The sequence below is a fragment of the Trichocoleus sp. DQ-A1 genome (genome assembly GCF_039961955.1).
Classification (GTDB): domain Bacteria; phylum Cyanobacteriota; class Cyanobacteriia; order Cyanobacteriales; family FACHB-T130; genus FACHB-T130.
This window is the reverse complement of record NZ_JAMPKE010000017.1, coordinates 1-20136: the sequence shown is the minus strand read 5'-3', so window position 1 is coordinate 20136 and position 20136 is coordinate 1. Positions and strand designations below refer to the sequence as shown.

Genomic DNA, 20136 nt, shown 5'->3' with positions numbered 1-20136 from the left:
CTTTATCAAAACTTCAAAAAGAGAATATGTAATTCTCCGCTAGAAAACAGAGCTAACGGAGAATTACGTAAGTTTTCACTTTTCGGAGAAGTTATTTTTAAGTGATCTACTCCTGTGCAACTGCATACTGAACCAGTTGACTCATGCGCTGGCGCAAGGTTTCTAAGCCGAGGCGCTGACTCGCTGAAATAAACACCGCTTGCGGAAATTCTTCCTGTGCCAGAACCAACGTATCGCCATCAACTTCGTCGATTTTATTAAACACAACCAGCACTGGGCCGGGTGTTATAGGCATTTCCGACAAGATAGTCATCACAGAACGAATCTGACTTTGCCACGCCGGATGAGATAAATCCACGACATGAAGCAGCGCGTCAGCTTCCGTCACTTCTTCTAAAGTGGCGCGAAAGGCATCTACCAAAGAAGGCGGCAACTCGTGAATAAATCCCACCGTATCTGTCAGCACAATCTGCTGAGGTTCAGCCGTCACAGCGTCAGGAATCGTTAAGCGTCGCGTGGTGGGGTCGAGAGTCGCAAATAGTTGGTCAGCCGTGTAAACTTCGGCATTTGTCAGTACATTCAATAGGGTTGACTTCCCAGCATTCGTATAGCCAACTAAAGCCAGAGAAGGAACTTCCTGATGTTGCCGCGAAAGTCGCAGCCGCGAACGGTGTGCTTGCAGCTGGTTCACTTCCTGTTGCAGTCGGGCAATGCGGCGCGCGATCGCACGGCGTTCGGTTTCCAATTTTGTTTCACCAGGCCCTCTAGTGCCGATACCGCCGCCTAGTCGGGACATCGCTTGACCTCGACCTGTCAGGCGGGGCAGCATATATTCCAGCTGAGCCAGTTCTACCTGCAACTTACCAGCACCAGATTGGGCGCGTTGGGCAAAGATATCCAAAATCACCTCAGTGCGGTCTACCACTCGAATGCCCGTTTGGACTTCCAAGTTGCGAACCTGAGCGGGTGAAAGGTCGCGGTCAAATACGATTAGGTTCACTCCGAGAGTCTGGGCAGTGAGGGCAATTTCTTGTACTTTTCCTTCACCCACGACTGTCTGAGGATGGGGACGCGGGCGCTTCTGCTGTATTGTCTCCAATACTTGTCCGCCAGCCGTATCCACTAACCGCGCTAATTCTTGCAATCCGTCTTGGAACTGCTGGGGTGTCCTGTCACCCGTCATCAACCCAACCAGCAGCACCCGGTCGTGGTCGATGTCTACTTGCCGAGCAACAAATTCCCGTTGGAACTCGGCTTCTAGTCCATCGACCAGTTCCAGAAAGTCCTGGTTCGCCAGCACATCTAGGCTCATCGGCGGCGACAAACTCCAGGGAGTTTCGGGGTGAGGAACTAGGTGAGCAATATAAGTTTCTTTAATATAACCTGTAGCTCCGCCGCCACGACGCTCAAAACCTGTCCCAGTGAGGGATATCACCACTAGCGCATCCAGACGTTGCATTGCCATTGCAGTTAAGGCAGCTTCATTGGGTGCTTCTGGTTTCAACTGGGTGGCGATGCAGCGAATGCCGCTAAGTCGTTCTGCACCGTAGCGAGGCAATTCTAGAGGGGGAATCTGCGTTTGCCTGGGGGTTCCCACTCCTACCCGAATCACCTGTCCCCGGCGATTGATGTAAGCGCACATTGGCTGGTTAATTTCGGTGCTGATTGCTGCCAGCCTCTGGGCAAATTCTGGCGTAGTCAGACAATCGCCCGGTAGCCGTTGATGATACAGTCGCTGTAGCTGCTTCAGATGGCTGGACTTAAGACCTTGAAGATTGCCGTAGATAGTCTCGATAGGGGTTTTATGCCAGTAAACTGGCTCCTGAATTCGATAACTCTATTTTACCGACTTCATCCCTGATGAAAAGGAGCGGGCAAAGGGACTCTGGAAAGCGGCAATTACGAATGAACAATGACCCATTACCGATGACCCATTACCCATTTCTGAATGAGTTTTCGCCATCGTGGTGTTTTTGGGTTTCCCAAAGCTTTGTCGTAGCTCGCGTAAGTTTCTTTATACCGTCCCAACCCATGCAATGCTGCACCTCGGAACGTCCAAGCTTCTTTATCTTCTGGTGCAATTTCTAGCGCCTTGTCGCAGCTAGAGAGGGCTTCTTCATAGCGGTTTAAGTGAATTAGCACAACGCCTCGAAATACCCAAGCAGCGTGGTCTGATGGTGCAAGTTCTACAGTTCGCTCGAAGCAGACCAGTGCTTCTTGATAGCGACCTAAGTTTGCTAGCGCTTCGCCTCGGTTGTACCAGATTTTGTGGTCGCTGGAGTCAACTCCCAGTGCTTGATCGATACTCGCGATCGCTTGCTCGTAGCGCCCTAATCTACGCATAGGTATTTTTACTCTAGAAACCTAGCTTCTGAATGAGTGAATCTATTGTACAAAAATGCGCCTAGTTGTCGAGGGGATGAATGAGAGCGATCGCACTTTGCGGCGAGCGGGAATGCGACGCACAGCGTTTTGCGTTGCACATTACACTTATCTACCTTTCACCAGTGACTCGTTTGCCATTAGCCCAACTTAGAAAATCAAAACTTTTGATGGCACTTTATATGCTTTCTAAGCAACTGAGCTACGCTGCATGACCTCTCTCCTACAAGGAGAGAGGCTTTGAAATTTAGCCTTCTTCCCGATTCCGGGAAGTCGGTTGGGGGTTAGGCCTGAGTGTACTTGACTCAAGCGATAAGTGCTATATTTACTGGCTAATTCAACCATTAATTTTGTTATTCAATCTACTGATGGAGCCAAAGAGCTAGCTAATTGAACGAACTAAACGTATTAAAAAAGCTATGATTATGCCTCTGGTTAGAAAGATTATCGAATCATTCGGTTGTTGAAAAGTTTCTGAAGCAACCTTATATCCAATTCCTGCCATTGCTGCTAAAATCAAAAGCCTCCCAAAATCTACTAGTAATTGATTTCGGTTACTATTTATTTTTAGATCATTATAAAAAATAGTTGTATCTACGATTAAAAAGTAAGTGATACTTGAAAAAACTAGTAAGCCGACTAAATACTGCATTAGATTATATATTTTTTAGAATTACCATTGTTTAACGATGTAAAATAATTATCTAAAGATAAATTTTGGATGTTATCCATGCATGGATAGAGTGCGCGATCGCGCTTTAGGGTGAGTGAGGACGCGATCACTTCTATTTAATGCTCTCTTCTAATAACGTAGCACTCCGCCATTGATTGACGGCACTTTGCAACTTATCTGATAACCAATCATCATACTGAGGATAAACTGGCAATCGCGGTACTAATTCCCAACCCGCAGGTTCTAAAATTTCTTTTAATTGATGATATTGAGGATGAGGATAATCGGGATTTACTTCGTCTTTTGGGCCAATTCCGCCTAAATCTCTGGCACCGGCTTCTACGCAAGCGAGTAACCAACTCGAATCTGTAACTAAATTGGGGGGAATTTGGATAGTAATGTCTGGGGGGAGGATTTGACGGGCTTTGGCAATGACTTCTGGTAATTGATGGGGGTCAAAAGGTGGGGCGTCGAAGGTTTGTTGAGTGCCGGGGCTGTGAGGTTGGAGGATGACTTCTTGAATGTGATTGTAGCGTTGATGGAGAAGCGCGATCGCTTCGAGTGTTTCCCACCAATCTTGCTCGGTTTCTCCAATTCCTAAGAGTAATCCGGTTGTAAAGGGAATCCGCAATTCTCCTGCCCACTCTAACTGTTGCAAACGTAATTCTGGGATTTTACTCGGAGCGTGTTTGTGAACGGTTTGCAAGAGCTGCGGTGTTAGCTGTTCTAACATTAGCCCCATCGAAACATTAACCTCCTTCAGCTTTTGCATTTCCTCAAAACTTAATGGCCCTGCATTAGTGTGGGGGAGAAATCCCATTGATAGCGCTAGTTCGCAAAGGTCATAAATCCGCTGGAACCATCCCTGACGGCGTGAGGAATGGGGATGCACTTCACCGCTGAGGATGAGGATTTCGCAGACGTTTTGAGAGGTGAGCGATCGCAAGACTCTCTGGGCATCTGATAGGGTAAGCCAAGGACTTTTACCGGGATCGGTGCGAAAGTTGCAGTAACTACAGCGATTAAAACACTCGTAGGTGGGGACAACTGTGTAAGCGGGGCTGTAGGTGACAATGCGGGAAGATGACATAAATTTAGATTTTTAGCGCAACGGTACGCAAAGGTAAGCGCAAAGGAAAGACGCCATAAATGGGCATTTCGACAACTTTGCGAACTTCTGTTGCTCTTTGCGTTGAGAAACATTACTACAATTCATGTGTTGGTACTGCTACTCCCAGCCATGACTCTGACTCAAGTTTGGGGCGCTCTCCTCATTTTTATTGTCTGTCCTCTCTTGGGCGGATTGCCTCTCATTGCTTGGATTGTTCGCGCCCTGACTGGGCGGCGACTGGCAAGACTTGGCACGGGCAATGTGTCCGTCTCTGCTGCTTTCTACCACGGGGGACGCCTTGCGGGTATTTTGGCGGTGCTGTCGGAAGCTTCTAAGGGGATTGCTGCCGTTTTATTGGCGCGGAGTTTCTTTCCGACGAACCCCGAATGGGAGTTAATCGCGCTGATTGCGCTGGTGCTGGGGCGTTATTGGATGGGTCGGGGTGCTGGCACCACCAATGTTGTTTGGGGTATGGTCGTTCATGCTCCGTTGGTGGCAGTCTTAGTATTTGTAATTGGGGGAGTTAGTTTTACACTGGTGCGGGAGAGGAAGCAAGGGCGCATTTTGGTTTTAATTTTGTTGCCCGTATTCATGGCGCTATTGCCCAATCACTCAACAGCGCAAGTTGTCGCCGCGATCGCTCTTAGTGGGATCATCGCCTGGATTTATCAGAAAATCCCCGATGATTTAGACCTTCCATCCGAACAAGCTCAAACTGGGAATAAAGCTGTGTTTCGTTTTTTCCGAGGTGATAAAGCGATTGTTTCTCTCGATCAAGCGCTAGAAGTCAGCAAGGTCGGACAAAAAGCCGCAACGCTATCTCAGCTCAAACGCTGGGGTTATCCGGTGCCGATGGGCTGGGTGCTGACGCCTGGGGACGATCCAGGGGTGATGATTGAGTTTCTCCAAGTTTCCGAACAACAACCCCTCGCGGTGCGTTCTTCTGCGGTTGGGGAAGATTCGGAACAGTCTTCGGCGGCGGGACAATACGCAACGATTTTGAATGTTACAAGTGCAGAAGCGTTGGAGGAAGCGATTACTCGCGTTCTTGCTTCTTACGATAACCCGGCGGCAAAAACTTATCGGCGCGATCGCAATCTCCCAGAAGCTTCGATGTCGGTGTTGATTCAAACACAAGTCCGGGGTGTCTTTTCTGGCGTTGCTTTTAGCCGAGATCCGATTGCCCAACAAGGTAATGCAGTCGTGATTGAGGCATTGCCAGGAGACGCGGTGCGGATTGTATCTGGGCAAGTGACGCCAGAGCAATATCGCGTGTTTGTGGACGATCTCCAGGCGCAGGATGTCGCGTCTTTACCCGTGGAAGGTAGCGGCGATGTCCCTCCGGCGTTGATTCAGCAAGTCGCTTACTTAGCGCGGCAATTGGAAAGTCAGTATCACGGCATTCCCCAAGATGTTGAATGGAGTTACGATGGGCAAACCCTGTGGTTGTTGCAATCGCGGACAATTACTACTCTGCAACCTATCTGGACGCGCAAGATTGCCGCTGAGGTGATTCCGGGGTTAATTCGTCCGCTGACGTGGTCGATTAATCGTCCTCTGACTTGCGGTGTTTGGGGAGAGATTTTTACTTTAGTTTTGGGCAAAGAAGCTGTTGGGTTAGATTTTAATGAAACGGCGACGCTACACGCCTCTCGCGCCTACTTTAATGCAACCTTGTTGGGACAAATTTTCCGTCGTATGGGTTTACCGCCGGAAAGTTTGGAGTTTTTAACTAGAGGTGCTAAGTTCTCAAAACCCCCTCTGGCTTCTACGCTGCGAAATGTGCCGGGGTTACTGCGATTATTGGGGCGCGAATTGAGTTTAGAAAAGGATTTTGCGCGGGATGATCGGCGTTTATTTACCCCTATTTTGGAACGGCGCTCTGCTTATTTAGATGCGGGACTGGATGCTTCCACTCAAAAGTCAGACGCGATCGCTCTTGTCTCTACCAGTCAACCTGCGGCGCTGCTGGAACGGATAGATACTTTGCTAGAAGTGCTGAAACGGGCGACGTACTACAGTATTCTCGCTCCCTTGAGTTTTGCGTTGCGACAAGCGCTGTTGAAAGCCAAGGATTCACAATTAGATAACAGCCAAACTCCGGAAGTGGCTTCCTTGCGATCGCTCGAAGATATCGCACTGGATGCTCGTAATTTACTTCCTCACTCGCTATTATCACCTGAAAATTCATCCTCTTTCTTTACCCTGCTGGCTGAAATGCCAGATGGACAAAGTATTTTAGAACAGTTTAATCAATGGCTTGACCGTTATGGATACTTGAGCGATGTAGCAACAGATATTGCGGTTCCCACTTGGAAGGAAGATCCGCATGCGGTTCGGGAATTGCTAACGCAGTTTTTCGGGGAAATAGAACACTCCAGACGCAGAGAACACAAAGAAAATCAGGGACGGAAAGTTGAGTTGGTGCAACGACGGCTCGATTTGAAGGGCAAGGTTACAGATATCTATAGTCGCTTATTGGCAGAAGTGCGTTGGAATTTTGTAGCGTTAGAAAAACTCTGGTTGAAGTCAGGTTTACTATCTCAGTCAGGAGATATTTTCTTCTTAGAATTTCATGAAATCAGGCAAATCATTCAACAATCCAACCAACAATTAATCGACCGACTACCGCAGTTGGTGAAACAAAGGCGATCGCAACTGGAACAAGATAGTCAGATGGCGAGTGCGTCGCCTTTAGTCTACGGTAATGCGCCACCTTCTACATATTTCAACACCGCCAACCGGCAAGTCAGTCAAAAGCGATTGCAAGGCATTGGTGCCAGTCCAGGGCAAGTAGAAGGGAAAGTAAAAGTTCTCCGCAGTCTGCAAGCAATTCCAGATATTGACCGCGACACTATTTTAGTCGTGCCTTACACGGATTCTGGTTGGGCGGCGCTGCTGTCTCGCGTGGGTGGGTTAATTGCAGAAGTGGGAGGGCGTCTTTCTCACGGTGCGATTGTTGCCCGCGAGTATAGCATCCCAGCGGTGATGGACATCCACAATGCCACTCAGTTATTACAAGATGGTCAGCGAGTACGAATTGATGGTCAGCAGGGAACGGTGGAAATTTTGTGAGTTATAAGAACAATAGTCGTGAAAATTTATTGTTGAAAAATTCAGTATGGTTAACTTCGGTATCAACTCAGCCAGCATTCTTGGGATTGTACTAATACTGTTTGGCCTATTACTTATATCTTTAGGGTTATTGCTTCGCAGACCTTTTCGAGTTGAAAATCTAATTCAAGATAGTGTTCTAGCTTCAGTTTATTTACTGTGCGGATTGATTCTGTTTTTTCAGGGATGGCGACTCGATCCAATTTTACAGTTTGGTCAAATTCTACTAACCGTTTCCAGTATGTATTTGATTGCCAAAGATATATTCCGCCGTTCTTTAACTTCTAGAGGGTAAATTCATCTTTTATGAACAATCGCGCCAAATTCACTCTAGCCATCGTCCTGGGTTTTTCGTTTTCTGGCATCCAAACATTGTGCTTAGACCAACACCGCTTTGCTAGCGCTCAAGCAAATGCAACAAACTGTCCTTCTTTTGCCGGAAAATGGTTAGTTAGGGTTAAAAACTCTAATCGAACTGTTCTGCAACGAATAACTAGAGAATACCCAAGTATCCAAGTTCGCTCTTGTTACTGGAGAGACACGAATAATCGAGTCGATGGCATCCAAGTTGGCCCATTTCCGACTCCGCAATCAGCAGGGTTATTTTACCAGAAGGTCACTGCTTCTAGGGTTCGTTCGACAGATGTAACCATTGTTCCTCCTAAACAAGTACCAATCGTTAGACCGAGGAATCGGTAGATATAATTCTTTCAAAACAGACTTAACTGGGTAGGCGGCACTTCAATCCCATTCCAGGGAAGGGGTGGAACGGATGCGTTATGTTGTTCTAGCAACTGCTGAAAGTGACGGGCATTTCCAGGCGATCGCTCTTCTAAAGGACAATGCATGAAAAAGTAGATTTTTGTTCCCTGACGCAACCATCCATCCAGCAAACTCACCCACTCTTCCATAAAAGGCTGATTCACCGACTGCTCTGGATGGCTGATAAACCGGATTAAGCTAAAGGAAGCCGTGACAATCGGTTGAACAGGCACGTTGGGTTTTCGCGATTCTGGATACTCTTGAGGCTTTGCCGATGCCGTGTAAACAGGGCGAGTATCCAGCAGTACCCGTCCCACACCCAACTGCTGCAAAAGCGCCGTCAGATGGCTACTGTGAGGTTCTTTGAACCAGTCGGAATGACGAACTTCCAGCGCTAAAGGCGCTTCATTGCGAGGCCATGCTTCCAAAAAAGCGGTTAAGTCATCCAAATATGCCGGGGGATAGTTAGGCGGTAATTGGGCAAAAATGGGGCCAAGGCGACTCTCCTCAGGAGATGCTGCACCAACGCCTAAACCTTGCATCTGTTCTAAAAACTTTAATGCCCCTGGAATCGACGGTTGTAGCAAGCCATTGTGCGTCACAGTCCGAGGCAACTTTAGGCAGAATTTAAAACCTGCTGGTGTTTCTTGTGCCCAACGCGCTACAGTATCGGCGTCGGGTACAGCATAGAAAGTCGTATTGCCTTCAACGGCAGTGAAACGCTGACTGTATAAGCGCAGAAAATCTTTAGAACGGCTTCCAGGCGGAAAAAGGTCGCCTATCCAGCCTTTATAACCCCAAACTGCACATCCCAGAAGAAAGCTCATATCTTTAAGTTTCTTTACAATATTAAGGTGTGCTTGTTCTCCTCATGTGAGGAATCCGTTAAATGAGAACCACCTATGTCCTCTTCTAAGACTCCGTTCCCCGAATCGCTTGAAGCCTCTACTTCACCTCAGTCTTCTTCCCCATCATGGCAAATAGAGTTGCTGTATGACGGTGAATGTCCCTTGTGCGTGCGAGAAGTCAATTTTTTGAGGAGACGGGATGCGGGTCGAGGTTTGGTGGCGTTTGTGGACATCGCAGGCGATCGCTATACCCCAGAAGCGCATGGCGGTGTTGACTTTGAAACGTCGATGGGGCGAATTCATGCCGTGCTTCCTGATGGCACAGTCGTCAAGAATGTGGAAGTCTTCCGCCGCGTCTATGAAATCTTGGGGATGGGGTGGATCTATGCGGTGACTAAATTGCCGATTATCGGTTCTATTGCGGATATGCTGTATGAAATTTGGGCTGATTGGCGTCTTGCACTCACTGGACGACCCAATTTAGCCACGATTGTTAGCGATCGCCAGAAGCGCATCGAGTGCGAGACACAGGGGCGCTGTCGGCTAAATGACAATAATCAACCTTAGTTAATCAGAATAACCCAACTAAAGGAAGTTAACTGCACAAGGAGGTCAAGCTAACCTAAAACTAGACTACTTTCGCTAGTAGGGAAAAAAATGCAAGACTCAGCATATACTCTCTTCATTATCTTTGGTTGTATTTGGATACTCATGGGAGTCGCAGCAGTGATTGCACTCCTAAAATCCGAGAATCAAGAGCTTCGATTTGGCAAATGGGGACTAATCGTGGCTCTCCCAATCGTTATCCCGTTTATCCTGGCTCTGCTCTATCAGGTAGCAAGGCCATTTATTCTGAAATACCTTTTTTGAAAATTTGGGCTAAATCCTAACATCAATACTTTTGTTAACTGGAAAAGTTGGGTGGAAATGAATAAGCGATCGCTTCTTCTTATGCCCAGTCGTCCTGTCATCGGATGGAGTGACACGTTAAGTCAATCGCACGGTGTGACAAGCATCAGTTGAGGTTGTTGCCGAAGTTTCCCAAATGTACGACAAGGTTTAGGGTTCGGCATTGTGGGAGTATTAAGTGTAACTTAATGGTTGCTTTGTTGTAACCACAGTTCAGATGTTTTTAAGATACTACAATCAAACTTCACACCTATTTCACCACTGGAAACACTCTCAACGGTCTTACCATCTATTTGGATTTCCAGTATTTCCGCTCTAGAGTATATTCCATCGTTACAAACGATAACCTTTGTGCCTTTACATAGAGAAACCTTATCAATTTTGATTATAGCAATTTTCCCTTTGTGATGAATTTCGAGAGGAGAACCAATTAAAAAAGCGTTTGATGGGCTAAACGTTACAAGTCCATATTGCAATAAAGCTCTTCTTGCATCCTCCGGTGTTACAAAACCTTCTTCAATAGCAAAGTAAAGCTTAAACAGCTCATATGTAGTCAACAAAGCTCTTTCATCAGATTGAGCATCAGCGATCTGGTGTTTGGTAAAAGGAGGATTTCTTCTATCTTTGGGTGGTAAATATCTTTGATGATTCACCAGATAGAGAGCAGAAACATCGAAACTTCCTCGCTCCTTCGACCTTCTGTATTTAATCTTGCTTATTTGTGAACACTCACTATCTTTAGAAGTACCACCAATGCCTTTAACCTCAACAATAAGCAAGCCCTTCTCTAGAGAAACTTGGATATCTTCCTCTTTAATGTCTGGAGCAGTCTCATCCATATTGACAACATTTGAAAAACCAAGCCAGTTGAGAAAGTATTCAACTGCTTTAACTAAGGCATCACCAGTTTCAGTTAACAAGTTATGTAAAAATTTATATTTGGCTTGATTATTATGAATTTCTTTATCTATCCCGGCTAAAGCTTTAATATAATCAGCCTCTAATTTTTCCTTCTTTCTCGAAAGAGTAACTTGGTTGGGAAGGAAATAATCATTTGATTTTAACCAGGAAAATTGTTCTGAATAAGGAAATATTACAGGAAGCATTTCCGGCAAAACATCATCAATTAGCTCAAGTAAAAATCCTTTCTTATTGCAGATCAATTGAGGAAATACTAATGTAATTGATGGGCTGTGTAAAAAATTAATAAATGACACTATTTCGCCATCTAAATTCAACAGTAAAGGAATGAAATCATCCCTTTTAATACTTTTGTTATTAAGCCATTTGGTGGGATGATTAAATATGACTTCATAAATAAAATTTTTACTATATTTCTGAAGTAAATTTCCAATATTTCTTCCTGCCCCAGGTGCAATACTTATATTTTGACCTATTTTATTGTAAACTCCATTTAAACCAGGAAGCAAGTCATATAAATTATGCTCAAAGGATTCTCGTTCCTGATATCCATAACGAGTTATTGAGGCGCAATGATATTCAATTACTTCTCTGGGAGAAGAAAATACAATAATTAACGATTCTTTTTTATAGATACTCTGTAGCTGTTTCCCAAGAAAATTCGCCGAAAAAGGGCGTGGATCAAAAATTGTTTCAGGATAGCGGCTTACTAAAACAATTTGGTTGCTTCCCTTAAGTGATGAGGGCTGATGATTTGAAAGATTATATTCAATTGTATCTCCCTGTTGCATATCTACAAGCACAATGTCATACTCGTGAAGATTAGGAGGGAATAGACAATCTGGAATGCATTGATGTACTGCATGGATACTAGAATTTGGAACTTTAACCTGGGAACCTAATCGACCAGGGAAACAATGTAAACCTCTATTTCCTAGAGCATCGATGATTTCCCTATCGAGGTCAATCGCACAGATTTTTGGGGTTTCCTTTATCTGAATCTGTGAAGATTTATCAGTCATTTCTATGCCTTTAACCTTAATCCACACTCAAATTTTAGCCAATCCACATTTTTTGAGATACTAAACTTCTCATTCGCTGCCAAAATCTCTGAGCTTCTCTTGCAAGCGTTGATGAATAGGTTTATGAACTGTTCACGGATCGCGATCGCACCTTTAGCAAGCTTCAACATATTTACATAGAGTCGTTGGTTCGCGAATAGGTAAACCCTCTTCTCGCAAACTATCCAAGTGAAAAGCGGTTAGCAAAGCCATGCCGTAGGCTTATCGCTTCTTTTATCTGCTGTTCAATCTCTTAAAGGGTTGCACCTGTCGCCACGCATCCAGACAAATCTGGAACATAAGCTGTATAGTTGCTCTCTAGCTTTTCAATCACAATTGCATAGCGCATTACTCTTCTTCTCCTGTTTCCTTCTCTTCGTTGAGTTGAGCTTGCGTCATTATGCTGTTTAAAGTGCCAGGCACTAAATCGTCGGAGGGTTTCCCTGCAATTGTGACTAAACCGGACTTGGTTGATGCTTGAACTGACGATGACTGCCCCTATTTCTTGCCAAATACCAACCATCTTCTTCTATTAGCTTAATCACTTCCCTAACTTTCATGCTGACCCTCTAGCACCATTGCGCCCTGTTATCCTGCCAAAATGCGATCGCGCCAATACCCTTGACGAAAGCAACAATCTGTGGGTTGAAAATGGGGCGAAGGCGATCGCCTCTTCCGAGTTAGACCTGACGAGAAAAGAGCGATCGCGTTGAATCTGCTGCCACCCTATACCATACGCACAAGTCGCTCAGCCTGTACCTAGAGATCCGTCTATAGTGATCTGCAAGAAAGATTTATGACTAAGTGTTTACAAAGTTTAATAAGATAATCACATACAGAAATAAGTATTTTTTCCTACTGCCATGATTGAGGATCAATTTCCTTGGCTTAGCGCGATTGTCCTGTTCCCACTCGTTGCTGCACTGCTGATCCCTTTTCTGCCGGATAAAGACGGCACGCGAGTGCGCTGGTATGCACTCGGCGTGGGGATCGCAGACTTTATATTGATGTGCTACGTCTTTTGGAAGCATTACGATCCAAGCAGCGCGACTTTTCAGCTTGTAGAGAAATATTCCTGGGTGCCTCATTTAGGCTTGAACTGGGCAGTTTCCATCGATGGAGTTTCAGCCCCGCTGGTGCTTCTGGCAGGATTAGTGACAACACTCTCCATGTTTGCGGCGTGGCAAGTCAATCTCAAACCCCACCTCTTCTATTTCCTGATGCTGGTGCTGTATTCCGCACAGGTAGGGGTATTCGTCGCCCAAGACGTGCTGCTGCTGTTCATTATGTGGGAAGTCGAACTAATTCCCGTCTACCTACTCGTCTCGATTTGGGGTGGGCAGAAGCGTCAGTACGCCGCGATGAAGTTCTTACTATATACCGCCGCCGCTTCCATCTTTATTCTGGTTGCTGGTTTGGCAATGGCATTCTACGGCGACAATCTGACCTTCGATATGGTCGAACTCGGCTTAAAAGATTACCCGCTGGCTTTAGAACTGCTGCTTTATGCAGGATTGCTTGTTGCCTTTGGTGTCAAGTTAGCTGTTTTCCCCCTGCACACCTGGCTACCGGATGCACACGGCGAGGCATCTTCTCCCGTATCAATGGTACTCGCAGGTGTATTGCTAAAGATGGGCGGATACGGGTTGATTCGCCTCAATTTAGGACTTCTGCCTGATGCACACGTTTACTTTGCACCTGTTTTAGCGATTCTGGGCGTTGTCAATATTATCTACGGTGCGTTTAACTCCTTTGCCCAGACGAATATGAAGCGTCGCCTCGCGTATTCGTCGGTTTCTCACATGGGATTTGTCCTATTGGGGATTGCGTCCTTCACCGACTTGGGAATCAACGGCGCAATGCTGCAAATGATTTCTCACGGTTTAATTGCATCATTACTATTCTTTTTAGCTGGAGTAACTTACGATCGCACTCACACGATGTCGATGAAAGAAATGGGCGGGATTGCTCAGGCAATGCCCACTGTGTTTGCCCTGTTTACAATGGGTGTGATGGCATCAGTGGCTCTACCGGGAATGAGCGGCTTTGCTAGCGAACTGTCGGTTTTCGTCGGTGTGACAACGAGCGATATCTACAGCTCAACTTTCCGCACCGTGACCGTCTTTCTAGCCGCTGTGGGTGTCATCCTGACGCCGATTTATCTGCTATCGATGCTGCGACAGGTGTTTTACAATTCTGGTGAAGTACCTACCTGCGACATTGCACCTACCTGCGACATTATGGATGCAGATTTGCAGAACCAGGGAAATCAGGAGCCGGTTTGCTTTGGTACAAACTGTAGCTTGCCTATCGATGCAGCATTTATCGATGCCAGACCGCGTGAAGTGTTTATTGCTGCTTGCTTTCTGGTGCTGATTATCGGTCTTGGCGTATACCCAAATATGGGTATGCAAATGTATGATGTCAAAACTGTTGCAGTGAATGCTCAGGTTCGCCAATCTTATACCCAAATTGCAGCCATGAATCCCCAGATTTATGCGGGAGGCTTTTTAGTTCCGAAGGTTGCAGAGTCGGAAGTAACTCCCGTTTTGGGAATTGTGGAGCGTTATCCAAGGTAAGAGCCGCGTGAATAATCCTTTGGTAGCTGATTGTAGGGGCGTTTTGCCTAACCGAGAGGGTTATCAGCTACCAAGGTGTTTTTTTGGCTGCGCTTGTCGGCTCAAATGCGATCGCCTTTACCTCTGTAGTTCGTTAAAAGTGACACTAATTTGTTATTAGTGTCAAATAATGTGGCAATCGACAGTGTCACTACAACCATAAGTTGTCCAGTATTACAACCATAAGTTGTCCACACAAGTCGCTGTAATAAGCATTCTTTTGTTCAGGAGATCATACTCCGCTCTTCATCTCACAACCATAAGTTGACCAAAAGTAGCAATCCTAGGCATAAGTTGGCACAGAGTCGCAATCGTCTCCCCTACAAAAACCATAGGTAATTAGCTTTCGTCTCACCTCACTCTGATCAGCGGCTGAGGAGCTACCTAGCTAATCTTCAACTGAGCATAGCTATCTTCATTCGTAAAGAAATCTGTAATATTTCTCAATAAAAAGCGTTTTAACTAGAGGAAACTTATTTTAAATTATGGAAGTTTTTGCCTATATTCAAGGAATCACTTAACCGCTTAATTGACCACCTGTGTAGCACTCGTAAAATCCTCATCAGTTTCAAACCAAGTTAAGAGAGAAACAAACCGTTAGCTCGGGAGTAAGAGGGGGTTGGTAGATGCTCACTGAAGATGAGTTCAAAAACTGGTGTCGCAGCCTTGACCTATCGGAACTAGCGAGAAAGAAGATAGAAGTAATTCGCTCATCCGAACCATCGCGGCTTGTTGGCGGAGGTAGAAAGAACGTTTCAGGACGCTATCCCAGCCGCAAGATGAGGAAAACGATTCAGTTCGAGTCACACCGTAACGAGCTAGCGCATATCTATAAACTAGAGCATGACCAAGATGTGCTGGAGTACTACGACCAGCCTCCCCCCATTGAACTTAATTACTTGAGTAAGTCAGGACGACGCAATCGCCACTTACACACACCAGATTTTTTCGTCATTCGGAAAAACACCGCAGGCTGGGAAGAATGTAAGACACAAGAGGAGTTACTCAAAAAAGCACAGGAGAGTCCGAATCGTTACCAGCTTGGAGAGCATGGTAAGTGGCAATGCCCTCCAGGTGAAGAGTACGCACACCCACTGGGTTTGTACTACTGTTTTCGCTCATCTGCTGAAATTGATTGGATATTCCAGAGAAACTTTGTTTGGCTGGAGGATTACTTTCAAGCCAAGTTGCCACAAGTCGATGAGGAGGTGTCTCGTGCCGTCCTTTCAGTTGTAGAAGCCGAGCCGGGAATTGTCCTAACCGACTTACTCAATCGTGTTGAGCAAGCTAAGATCGATGACCTCAATATCCTGATTGCTACTGATCGAGTGTACGTTGACCTCAGTGCAGTTCCCTTGAGGCAGCCGGAGCAGGTGCAAGTTTTTCTCGACCAAGAAGAAGCTTTCACTTATGCTCAAGTGACAAAGATTGCTCCCCCAACGTCTGTAAGCCAAGTTTGCGCCGTTAAAGTTAGTGCCGGAACATCAATATCCTGGGATGGTGAAAACTGGCAGATTGTGAATACGGGGAACACATTGATTGGACTATTGAAAGACAATGGCGAGTTTATCCAACTACCCAACAAGGTGTTTGAGGGTTTAGTTGAGAAAGGACAAATCACGGGTCTTCTAGCCCAAACCGAATCAAGCCTTAATGCTGAAGTTGAGGAAATACTCCGTAAAGCCAGTAAGAGAGACCGCGAAGAAGCCAATCGTCGCTATAAAACGATTGAACCCTTCCTCAATCGCAACTCATTGACCAAACCTAATAGCACCGAACGTCGTTGGATTGCGAGCTACCGAGAGGCCGAAAAGATTTACCAGCGAGGTTTCATCGGACTCCTCCCGAACCATCAACAGAAGGGAAATTATCAGCCAAAAATCAGTGAAGAAGCCCGAACCCTGATGGAGGCGTTTATTGAGGACAAGTATGAAACCCTCAAACAGCAGTCAATCAGCCGAATTTACTGGTCTTTTAAAGAAGAATGCATCCAACAAGGAATTAAGCACCCAAGCTACGAATTGTTTCGTAAAACCGTTCACGGGCGTCCTGCTTATCAGCAAACTCTAAAGCGCCAGGGACATCGAGCCGCTTATCAAGAGGAACCGTTCTACTGGCGCTTAGACAGAGAAGAAACGCCTCCCCACGGTGAACGTCCGTTTGAAATCTGTCACATCGACCACACAGAAGCAGATACTGAGTTAGTCAGCTCAATTATGGCGACTATTAGCGGCAACTTAGAGTCCTTGGCTGATAACGGCAATCTAGGTCGTCCTTGGGTGAGCTTCTTGGTAGACGCTTACTCAAGACGAATACTTGCTGCTTACCTGACTTTTGATCCACCTAGCTACCGCTCCTGCATGATGGTTTTGAGAATTTGCGTTCAACGCTTTGGTCGCCTTCCCCAAATCATCGTAGTGGATAACGGTGCAGAGTTTAACAGCAGCGACTTTGAAACCCTCCTCGCTTACTACCGATGCACTAAGAAACAAAGACCATCAGCTAAGGGACGTTTTGGTTCAGTCATTGAACGCTTCTTTGGGGTTGCCAACCAGGAGTTTTGGCACAATCTCAAGGGCAACACCCAGATTATGCGAAATGTTCGGCAGGTCACCAAAGGCGTCAATCCGAAAAATCAGGCAGTCTGGACGCTGGGTAAGGTATACGAATACCTCTGTGAATATGTTTATGAAGTGTATGAAGCCTCACCTCATCCTGCCTTAAGGCAGAGTCCTAGAGATGCCTTCAATGCTGGCCTAGCCAGAGGAGGTAGTCGAGACCATTTGCTCATTTCTCCAGACGAGTTTCGGCTACTATCGCTCCCCTCACCAACAGACCGAGAAGGCAAAAGAAAAGTTACGCGGCAAGGGGTAAAAATTAACCACCTCTACTACTGGCACAAATCCTTCAGTGGGATAAAGGTTCGGGACACAGATGTAGAGGTGAAATACGATCCGTTCGATATCACTGTGGCTTATGCCTACGTCAACAAGGAGTGGGTGAAGTGTTCTTCAGGCTACATCGAAGAACTCAAAGGTCACTCAGTACGAGAGTTGATGATTGCTACCACCGAGTTGAAAAAGCTTAATCAGATTCAAAATCGGAAATTTAGTAAAATCACTGGTAAGAAACTTGCTCAGTTCTTTGCCTCTGTAGAGAAGGAGGAGATTGCTCTATCACCACCTGGCAGGGAGGCAAAAAAAGCTGTACTAGCGCAGCGCCGGCGGGATTTGGAAGTCAAGCAGGTACATGCACTGATTGACGGTGATTCTGTAGAACAAAGTCCTGATTCTTCTTTGAACCATCTTGAAGAATCCTTCAGCAATGACAGTGAAAATTTACCTCTGCCCGCAGACTATCTTCCAGTGGAAGATGATGATGATGATTTTGACGATTTTCAACCTCTAGAGGAATGGTGATGGCAACTGAGCAGGGATTTCCACCAGAATTACTCACTCAATCAGCACAAAAGCGTTTAGATTACTTCAAGGCTCCTGATAAAACCGTAATGCACGGGAATCTGAAATTAGCATATCACCAAGTTTTGCGTGCTATTCAAGAACCAGCAGGAGCTTCGATAATTCTGGTTATGGGTCCATCCGGTGTAGGCAAAACCACATTACTGCGCTTGGTGGAGAAAAAAATTATTGAGGAAAGCTTGCCACAGATGGAACTCAACCCTGGTTGGATTCCGATTGTCTGCGTCGAGGCAGTCGCACCAGGTAAGGATACTTTCAGGTGGAAAGACTTCTATAAACGTACCCTGATTGCTATCGATGAACCACTAATTAAGGAGAAAATTAGCTATAGCGAAGACGGTATCCACCGTGATAGCGGGGGGAAACTCATTGTTAAGTCAAGGGCAACTGAAGATAGCTTGCGTTTAGCGATGGAGCAAGCTTTGTCTCACCGTAGACCTTACACTCTAGCGGTGGATGAATTTCAGGACATTGGTAAGATGGCTAGCCAAAAGGTTTTGGAAGCTCACATGGACTGCATTAAGTCAGCGGTGAATACTACCAAAATTCCCTGGACTGGATTTGGGACTTATCAACTTATTGACTTCCTCGAACTGAGTCCCCAATTAAGCCGACGGACTCGGATTATTCACTTGCCTCGTTACCGCCTAGAGGACGATGAGGACATCAAGGAGTTTAAACGTGTTCTAAAACATTTGCTGTGCCGGATGCCACTGCCAGAAACACCTCCTTTAGTTGAAAAACACTGGGAGTATTTATACGAACGCAGCATTGGCTGTATTGGTACACTCAAAAACTGGCTGTTACAAGCACTTGACCTAGCTCTTGAAGAAGGCGCAACGACTCTCACCTTTAGTCATCTCGAACAAACAGCGAAGTTAATCTCTGAGTGCATACAAATGGCAAAAGATGCGATCGAGGGTGAAGAAAAGTTGACCGATAGTAAAGAGAGTCAACGCCAATTGCACAAACTTCTAAACTCGAAGAAACAACAAGCCCAGAAGGAACAGACTGGCTCAGGTCAAGACGATCAGCTACAGAACAACGGTGGCAAGTCACAGCCTCAGAGGAGGCGAGTAGGGCAACGCAATCCCAAGCGAGATCCAGTAGCCAGTGAATCATTATGAGCGTTGATGAATGCACTTCGCTTGAAATCTGGGATTTGCGAAAACCCCCTATTCCACCGCGTAGCCGTCTTTATCACTTAGAACCTATCGGCGTAGGAACACTCTATACAGAAAGCCTAAGCAGTTATCTTTGTAGATTAGCTCAAGAGCATTGCGTTACATTTCAGAAGTTAGTTATGGGAGAAATCGCTCCACAAATGATGGAGCAAGATTATGAAGTGGCTCTAATTAAGAAGAATATTAGTGCCCTTTTCAGTAACAGCGATGCCAAGCCAGCCATCAATGGCATGAGGGAAAAGACGCAATCTCTTGTCCAGGCTTTAAAAGAGTTGACTCAGCGTAAAGACCTAAAGTTTTTAAGTCTTTTAACTTGGAAAGGAGTGATTAATGAACGAGAGCTATTTCGTCAATACCGAGCTTGGTGTCCTCAGTGTAATGAGCAATGGCGACAAGAAAAGAAGGTGATTTATGAACCTCTATTGTGGTCATTTCGACAGGTTAATACTTGTCTGAATCACCGCTGTACTTTAGTTGATAAATGTCCTCACTGTGGCTCTCGCTTACCTGTGATTGCTAATTCCTTTCAGCTAGGCTTCTGTTCTCGGTGCAAGGGTTGGCTAGGCAGCGGAGGAGAGGAGAGTCCAGTGTTAACAACTGATGAACTGGAATGGACTCAGTACAAGATAACGAGTATAGGGGAATTGATTGCAGTTGCTCCTAAATTGGGCTATCAGCCTTCTCTTGAAGCTTTGACCAGGAAGTTACAGCTTATTTCCTTTTGTTTTGAAAGAGTTGTTAATCAAGACTTGACTCAGTTTATTAGATTGGGCAAGCTTATGGATCAACTGAAGATAGCGTTAACACAACATTATGATAAGCCTTTTCATTTAAGTGACTTAGTGATTCCAGTTTGTTATCAAGCTAAGATATCAATACCTCAATTATTTTTAGAAGACTTTAATTCATTAAGTACTATTTTATTTAGTAATTTTAAAATTAATTATTGCCTCAGCTAAATAACGTGAGTTCGGGATAAAAAAGGGCGGAGCAGATACGCTGAAAGTGCTGAGTTCTCAAGTATCTACCCGCCCATGCTTAGTTTAGAAGCTTTGTTTTGCCACGTCGATGATT

Annotated in this window: 14 protein-coding genes and 2 pseudogenes; 9 read left to right on the top strand and 7 right to left on the bottom strand. The window is 45.6% G+C overall.

Annotation, left to right across the window (positions count from 1 at the left end):
- Positions 1-106: 106 nt before the first annotated feature.
- Together hflX and NDI33_RS16825 are read right to left on the bottom strand one after the other, a co-directional pair.
- Positions 107-1795, bottom strand: coding sequence for a GTPase HflX (gene hflX / locus NDI33_RS16830; protein WP_190678727.1), 1689 nt, complete (start codon positions 1793-1795; stop codon positions 107-109).
- A gap of 125 nt (positions 1796-1920) precedes the next feature.
- Positions 1921-2343: a tetratricopeptide repeat protein gene (locus NDI33_RS16825; RefSeq protein WP_190434405.1), complete on the bottom strand. Its 423-nt coding sequence runs from the start codon at positions 2341-2343 to the stop codon at positions 1921-1923.
- Positions 2344-2398: 55 nt separating this feature from the next.
- Here NDI33_RS16825 and NDI33_RS16820 point away from each other — a divergent pair, with 55 nt between their 5' ends.
- Positions 2399-2536 carry a hypothetical protein gene (locus NDI33_RS16820; RefSeq protein ID WP_190678631.1) on the top strand — a complete coding sequence of 46 codons (138 nt, stop codon included), beginning with the start codon at positions 2399-2401 and terminating at the stop codon, positions 2534-2536.
- Positions 2537-3167: 631 nt separating this feature from the next.
- On the opposite strand, the gene cofG is transcribed toward NDI33_RS16820, so the two are convergent.
- Positions 3168-4145, bottom strand: coding sequence for a 7,8-didemethyl-8-hydroxy-5-deazariboflavin synthase subunit CofG (gene cofG, locus NDI33_RS16815; RefSeq protein WP_190678629.1), 978 nt, complete (start codon positions 4143-4145; stop codon positions 3168-3170).
- Between the two features lie 150 nt (positions 4146-4295).
- Between cofG and NDI33_RS16810 the strand changes: the two genes are divergently transcribed.
- Positions 4296-7241 (top strand): glycerol-3-phosphate acyltransferase, encoded by a 2946-nt coding sequence (locus tag NDI33_RS16810; RefSeq protein ID WP_190678627.1) that lies wholly within the window; start codon positions 4296-4298, stop codon positions 7239-7241.
- A 46-nt stretch (positions 7242-7287) separates the two neighbouring features.
- Complete coding sequence (locus NDI33_RS16805) at positions 7288-7575, top strand: Ycf66 family protein (protein WP_190528656.1); 288 nt, start codon at positions 7288-7290, stop codon at positions 7573-7575.
- Between the two features lie 415 nt (positions 7576-7990).
- On the opposite strand, the gene NDI33_RS16800 is transcribed toward NDI33_RS16805, so the two are convergent.
- On the bottom strand, positions 7991-8869 hold the full coding sequence (locus NDI33_RS16800) for a DUF72 domain-containing protein (protein WP_190678625.1): 879 nt from the start codon (positions 8867-8869) through the stop codon (positions 7991-7993).
- A gap of 75 nt (positions 8870-8944) precedes the next feature.
- Here NDI33_RS16800 and NDI33_RS16795 point away from each other — a divergent pair, with 75 nt between their 5' ends.
- Positions 8945-9457, top strand: coding sequence for a DUF393 domain-containing protein (locus NDI33_RS16795; protein ID WP_190678623.1), 513 nt, complete (start codon positions 8945-8947; stop codon positions 9455-9457).
- A gap of 527 nt (positions 9458-9984) precedes the next feature.
- Here NDI33_RS16795 and NDI33_RS16790 read toward each other — a convergent pair.
- The 3 genes and pseudogenes from NDI33_RS16790 to NDI33_RS16780 form a co-directional block, all read right to left on the bottom strand.
- The gene (locus NDI33_RS16790; protein WP_190678622.1) at positions 9985-11742 is read right to left on the bottom strand and encodes a hypothetical protein; all 1758 of its coding nucleotides are present in this window, start codon (positions 11740-11742) and stop codon (positions 9985-9987) included.
- Positions 11743-11895: 153 nt separating this feature from the next.
- Positions 11896-12130: pseudogene (locus tag NDI33_RS16785) on the bottom strand (type II toxin-antitoxin system HicB family antitoxin).
- Positions 12130-12341: pseudogene (locus tag NDI33_RS16780) on the bottom strand (type II toxin-antitoxin system HicA family toxin). The pseudogenes NDI33_RS16785 and NDI33_RS16780 overlap by 1 nt, the downstream one beginning before the upstream one ends.
- Positions 12342-12359: 18 nt before the next feature.
- Between NDI33_RS16780 and NDI33_RS16775 the strand changes: the two are divergent.
- The 5 genes from NDI33_RS16775 to NDI33_RS16755 all read left to right on the top strand — a co-directional run bounded on the left by NDI33_RS16775 (position 12360) and on the right by NDI33_RS16755 (position 20021).
- Positions 12360-12494, top strand: a complete 135-nt coding sequence (locus tag NDI33_RS16775) for a hypothetical protein (protein WP_277878945.1) — start codon at positions 12360-12362, stop codon at positions 12492-12494.
- Between the two features lie 150 nt (positions 12495-12644).
- Entirely contained in the window at positions 12645-14360 is a 1716-nt protein-coding gene (locus NDI33_RS16770; RefSeq protein ID WP_190678619.1) for an NAD(P)H-quinone oxidoreductase subunit 4, read from the top strand.
- Positions 14361-15025: 665 nt separating this feature from the next.
- Positions 15026-17818 (top strand): DDE-type integrase/transposase/recombinase, encoded by a 2793-nt coding sequence (locus NDI33_RS16765; RefSeq protein WP_190678617.1) that lies wholly within the window; start codon positions 15026-15028, stop codon positions 17816-17818.
- A complete protein-coding gene (locus NDI33_RS16760; RefSeq protein WP_190678616.1) occupies positions 17818-19005 on the top strand; it encodes an ATP-binding protein in 1188 nt (395 codons plus the stop codon). The genes NDI33_RS16765 and NDI33_RS16760 overlap by 1 nt, the downstream gene beginning before the upstream one ends.
- The gene (locus tag NDI33_RS16755; RefSeq protein ID WP_190678614.1) at positions 19002-20021 is read left to right on the top strand and encodes a TniQ family protein; all 1020 of its coding nucleotides are present in this window, start codon (positions 19002-19004) and stop codon (positions 20019-20021) included. Before NDI33_RS16760 ends, NDI33_RS16755 begins: the two co-directional genes overlap by 4 nt.
- The last annotated feature ends 115 nt before the right edge of the window (positions 20022-20136 follow it).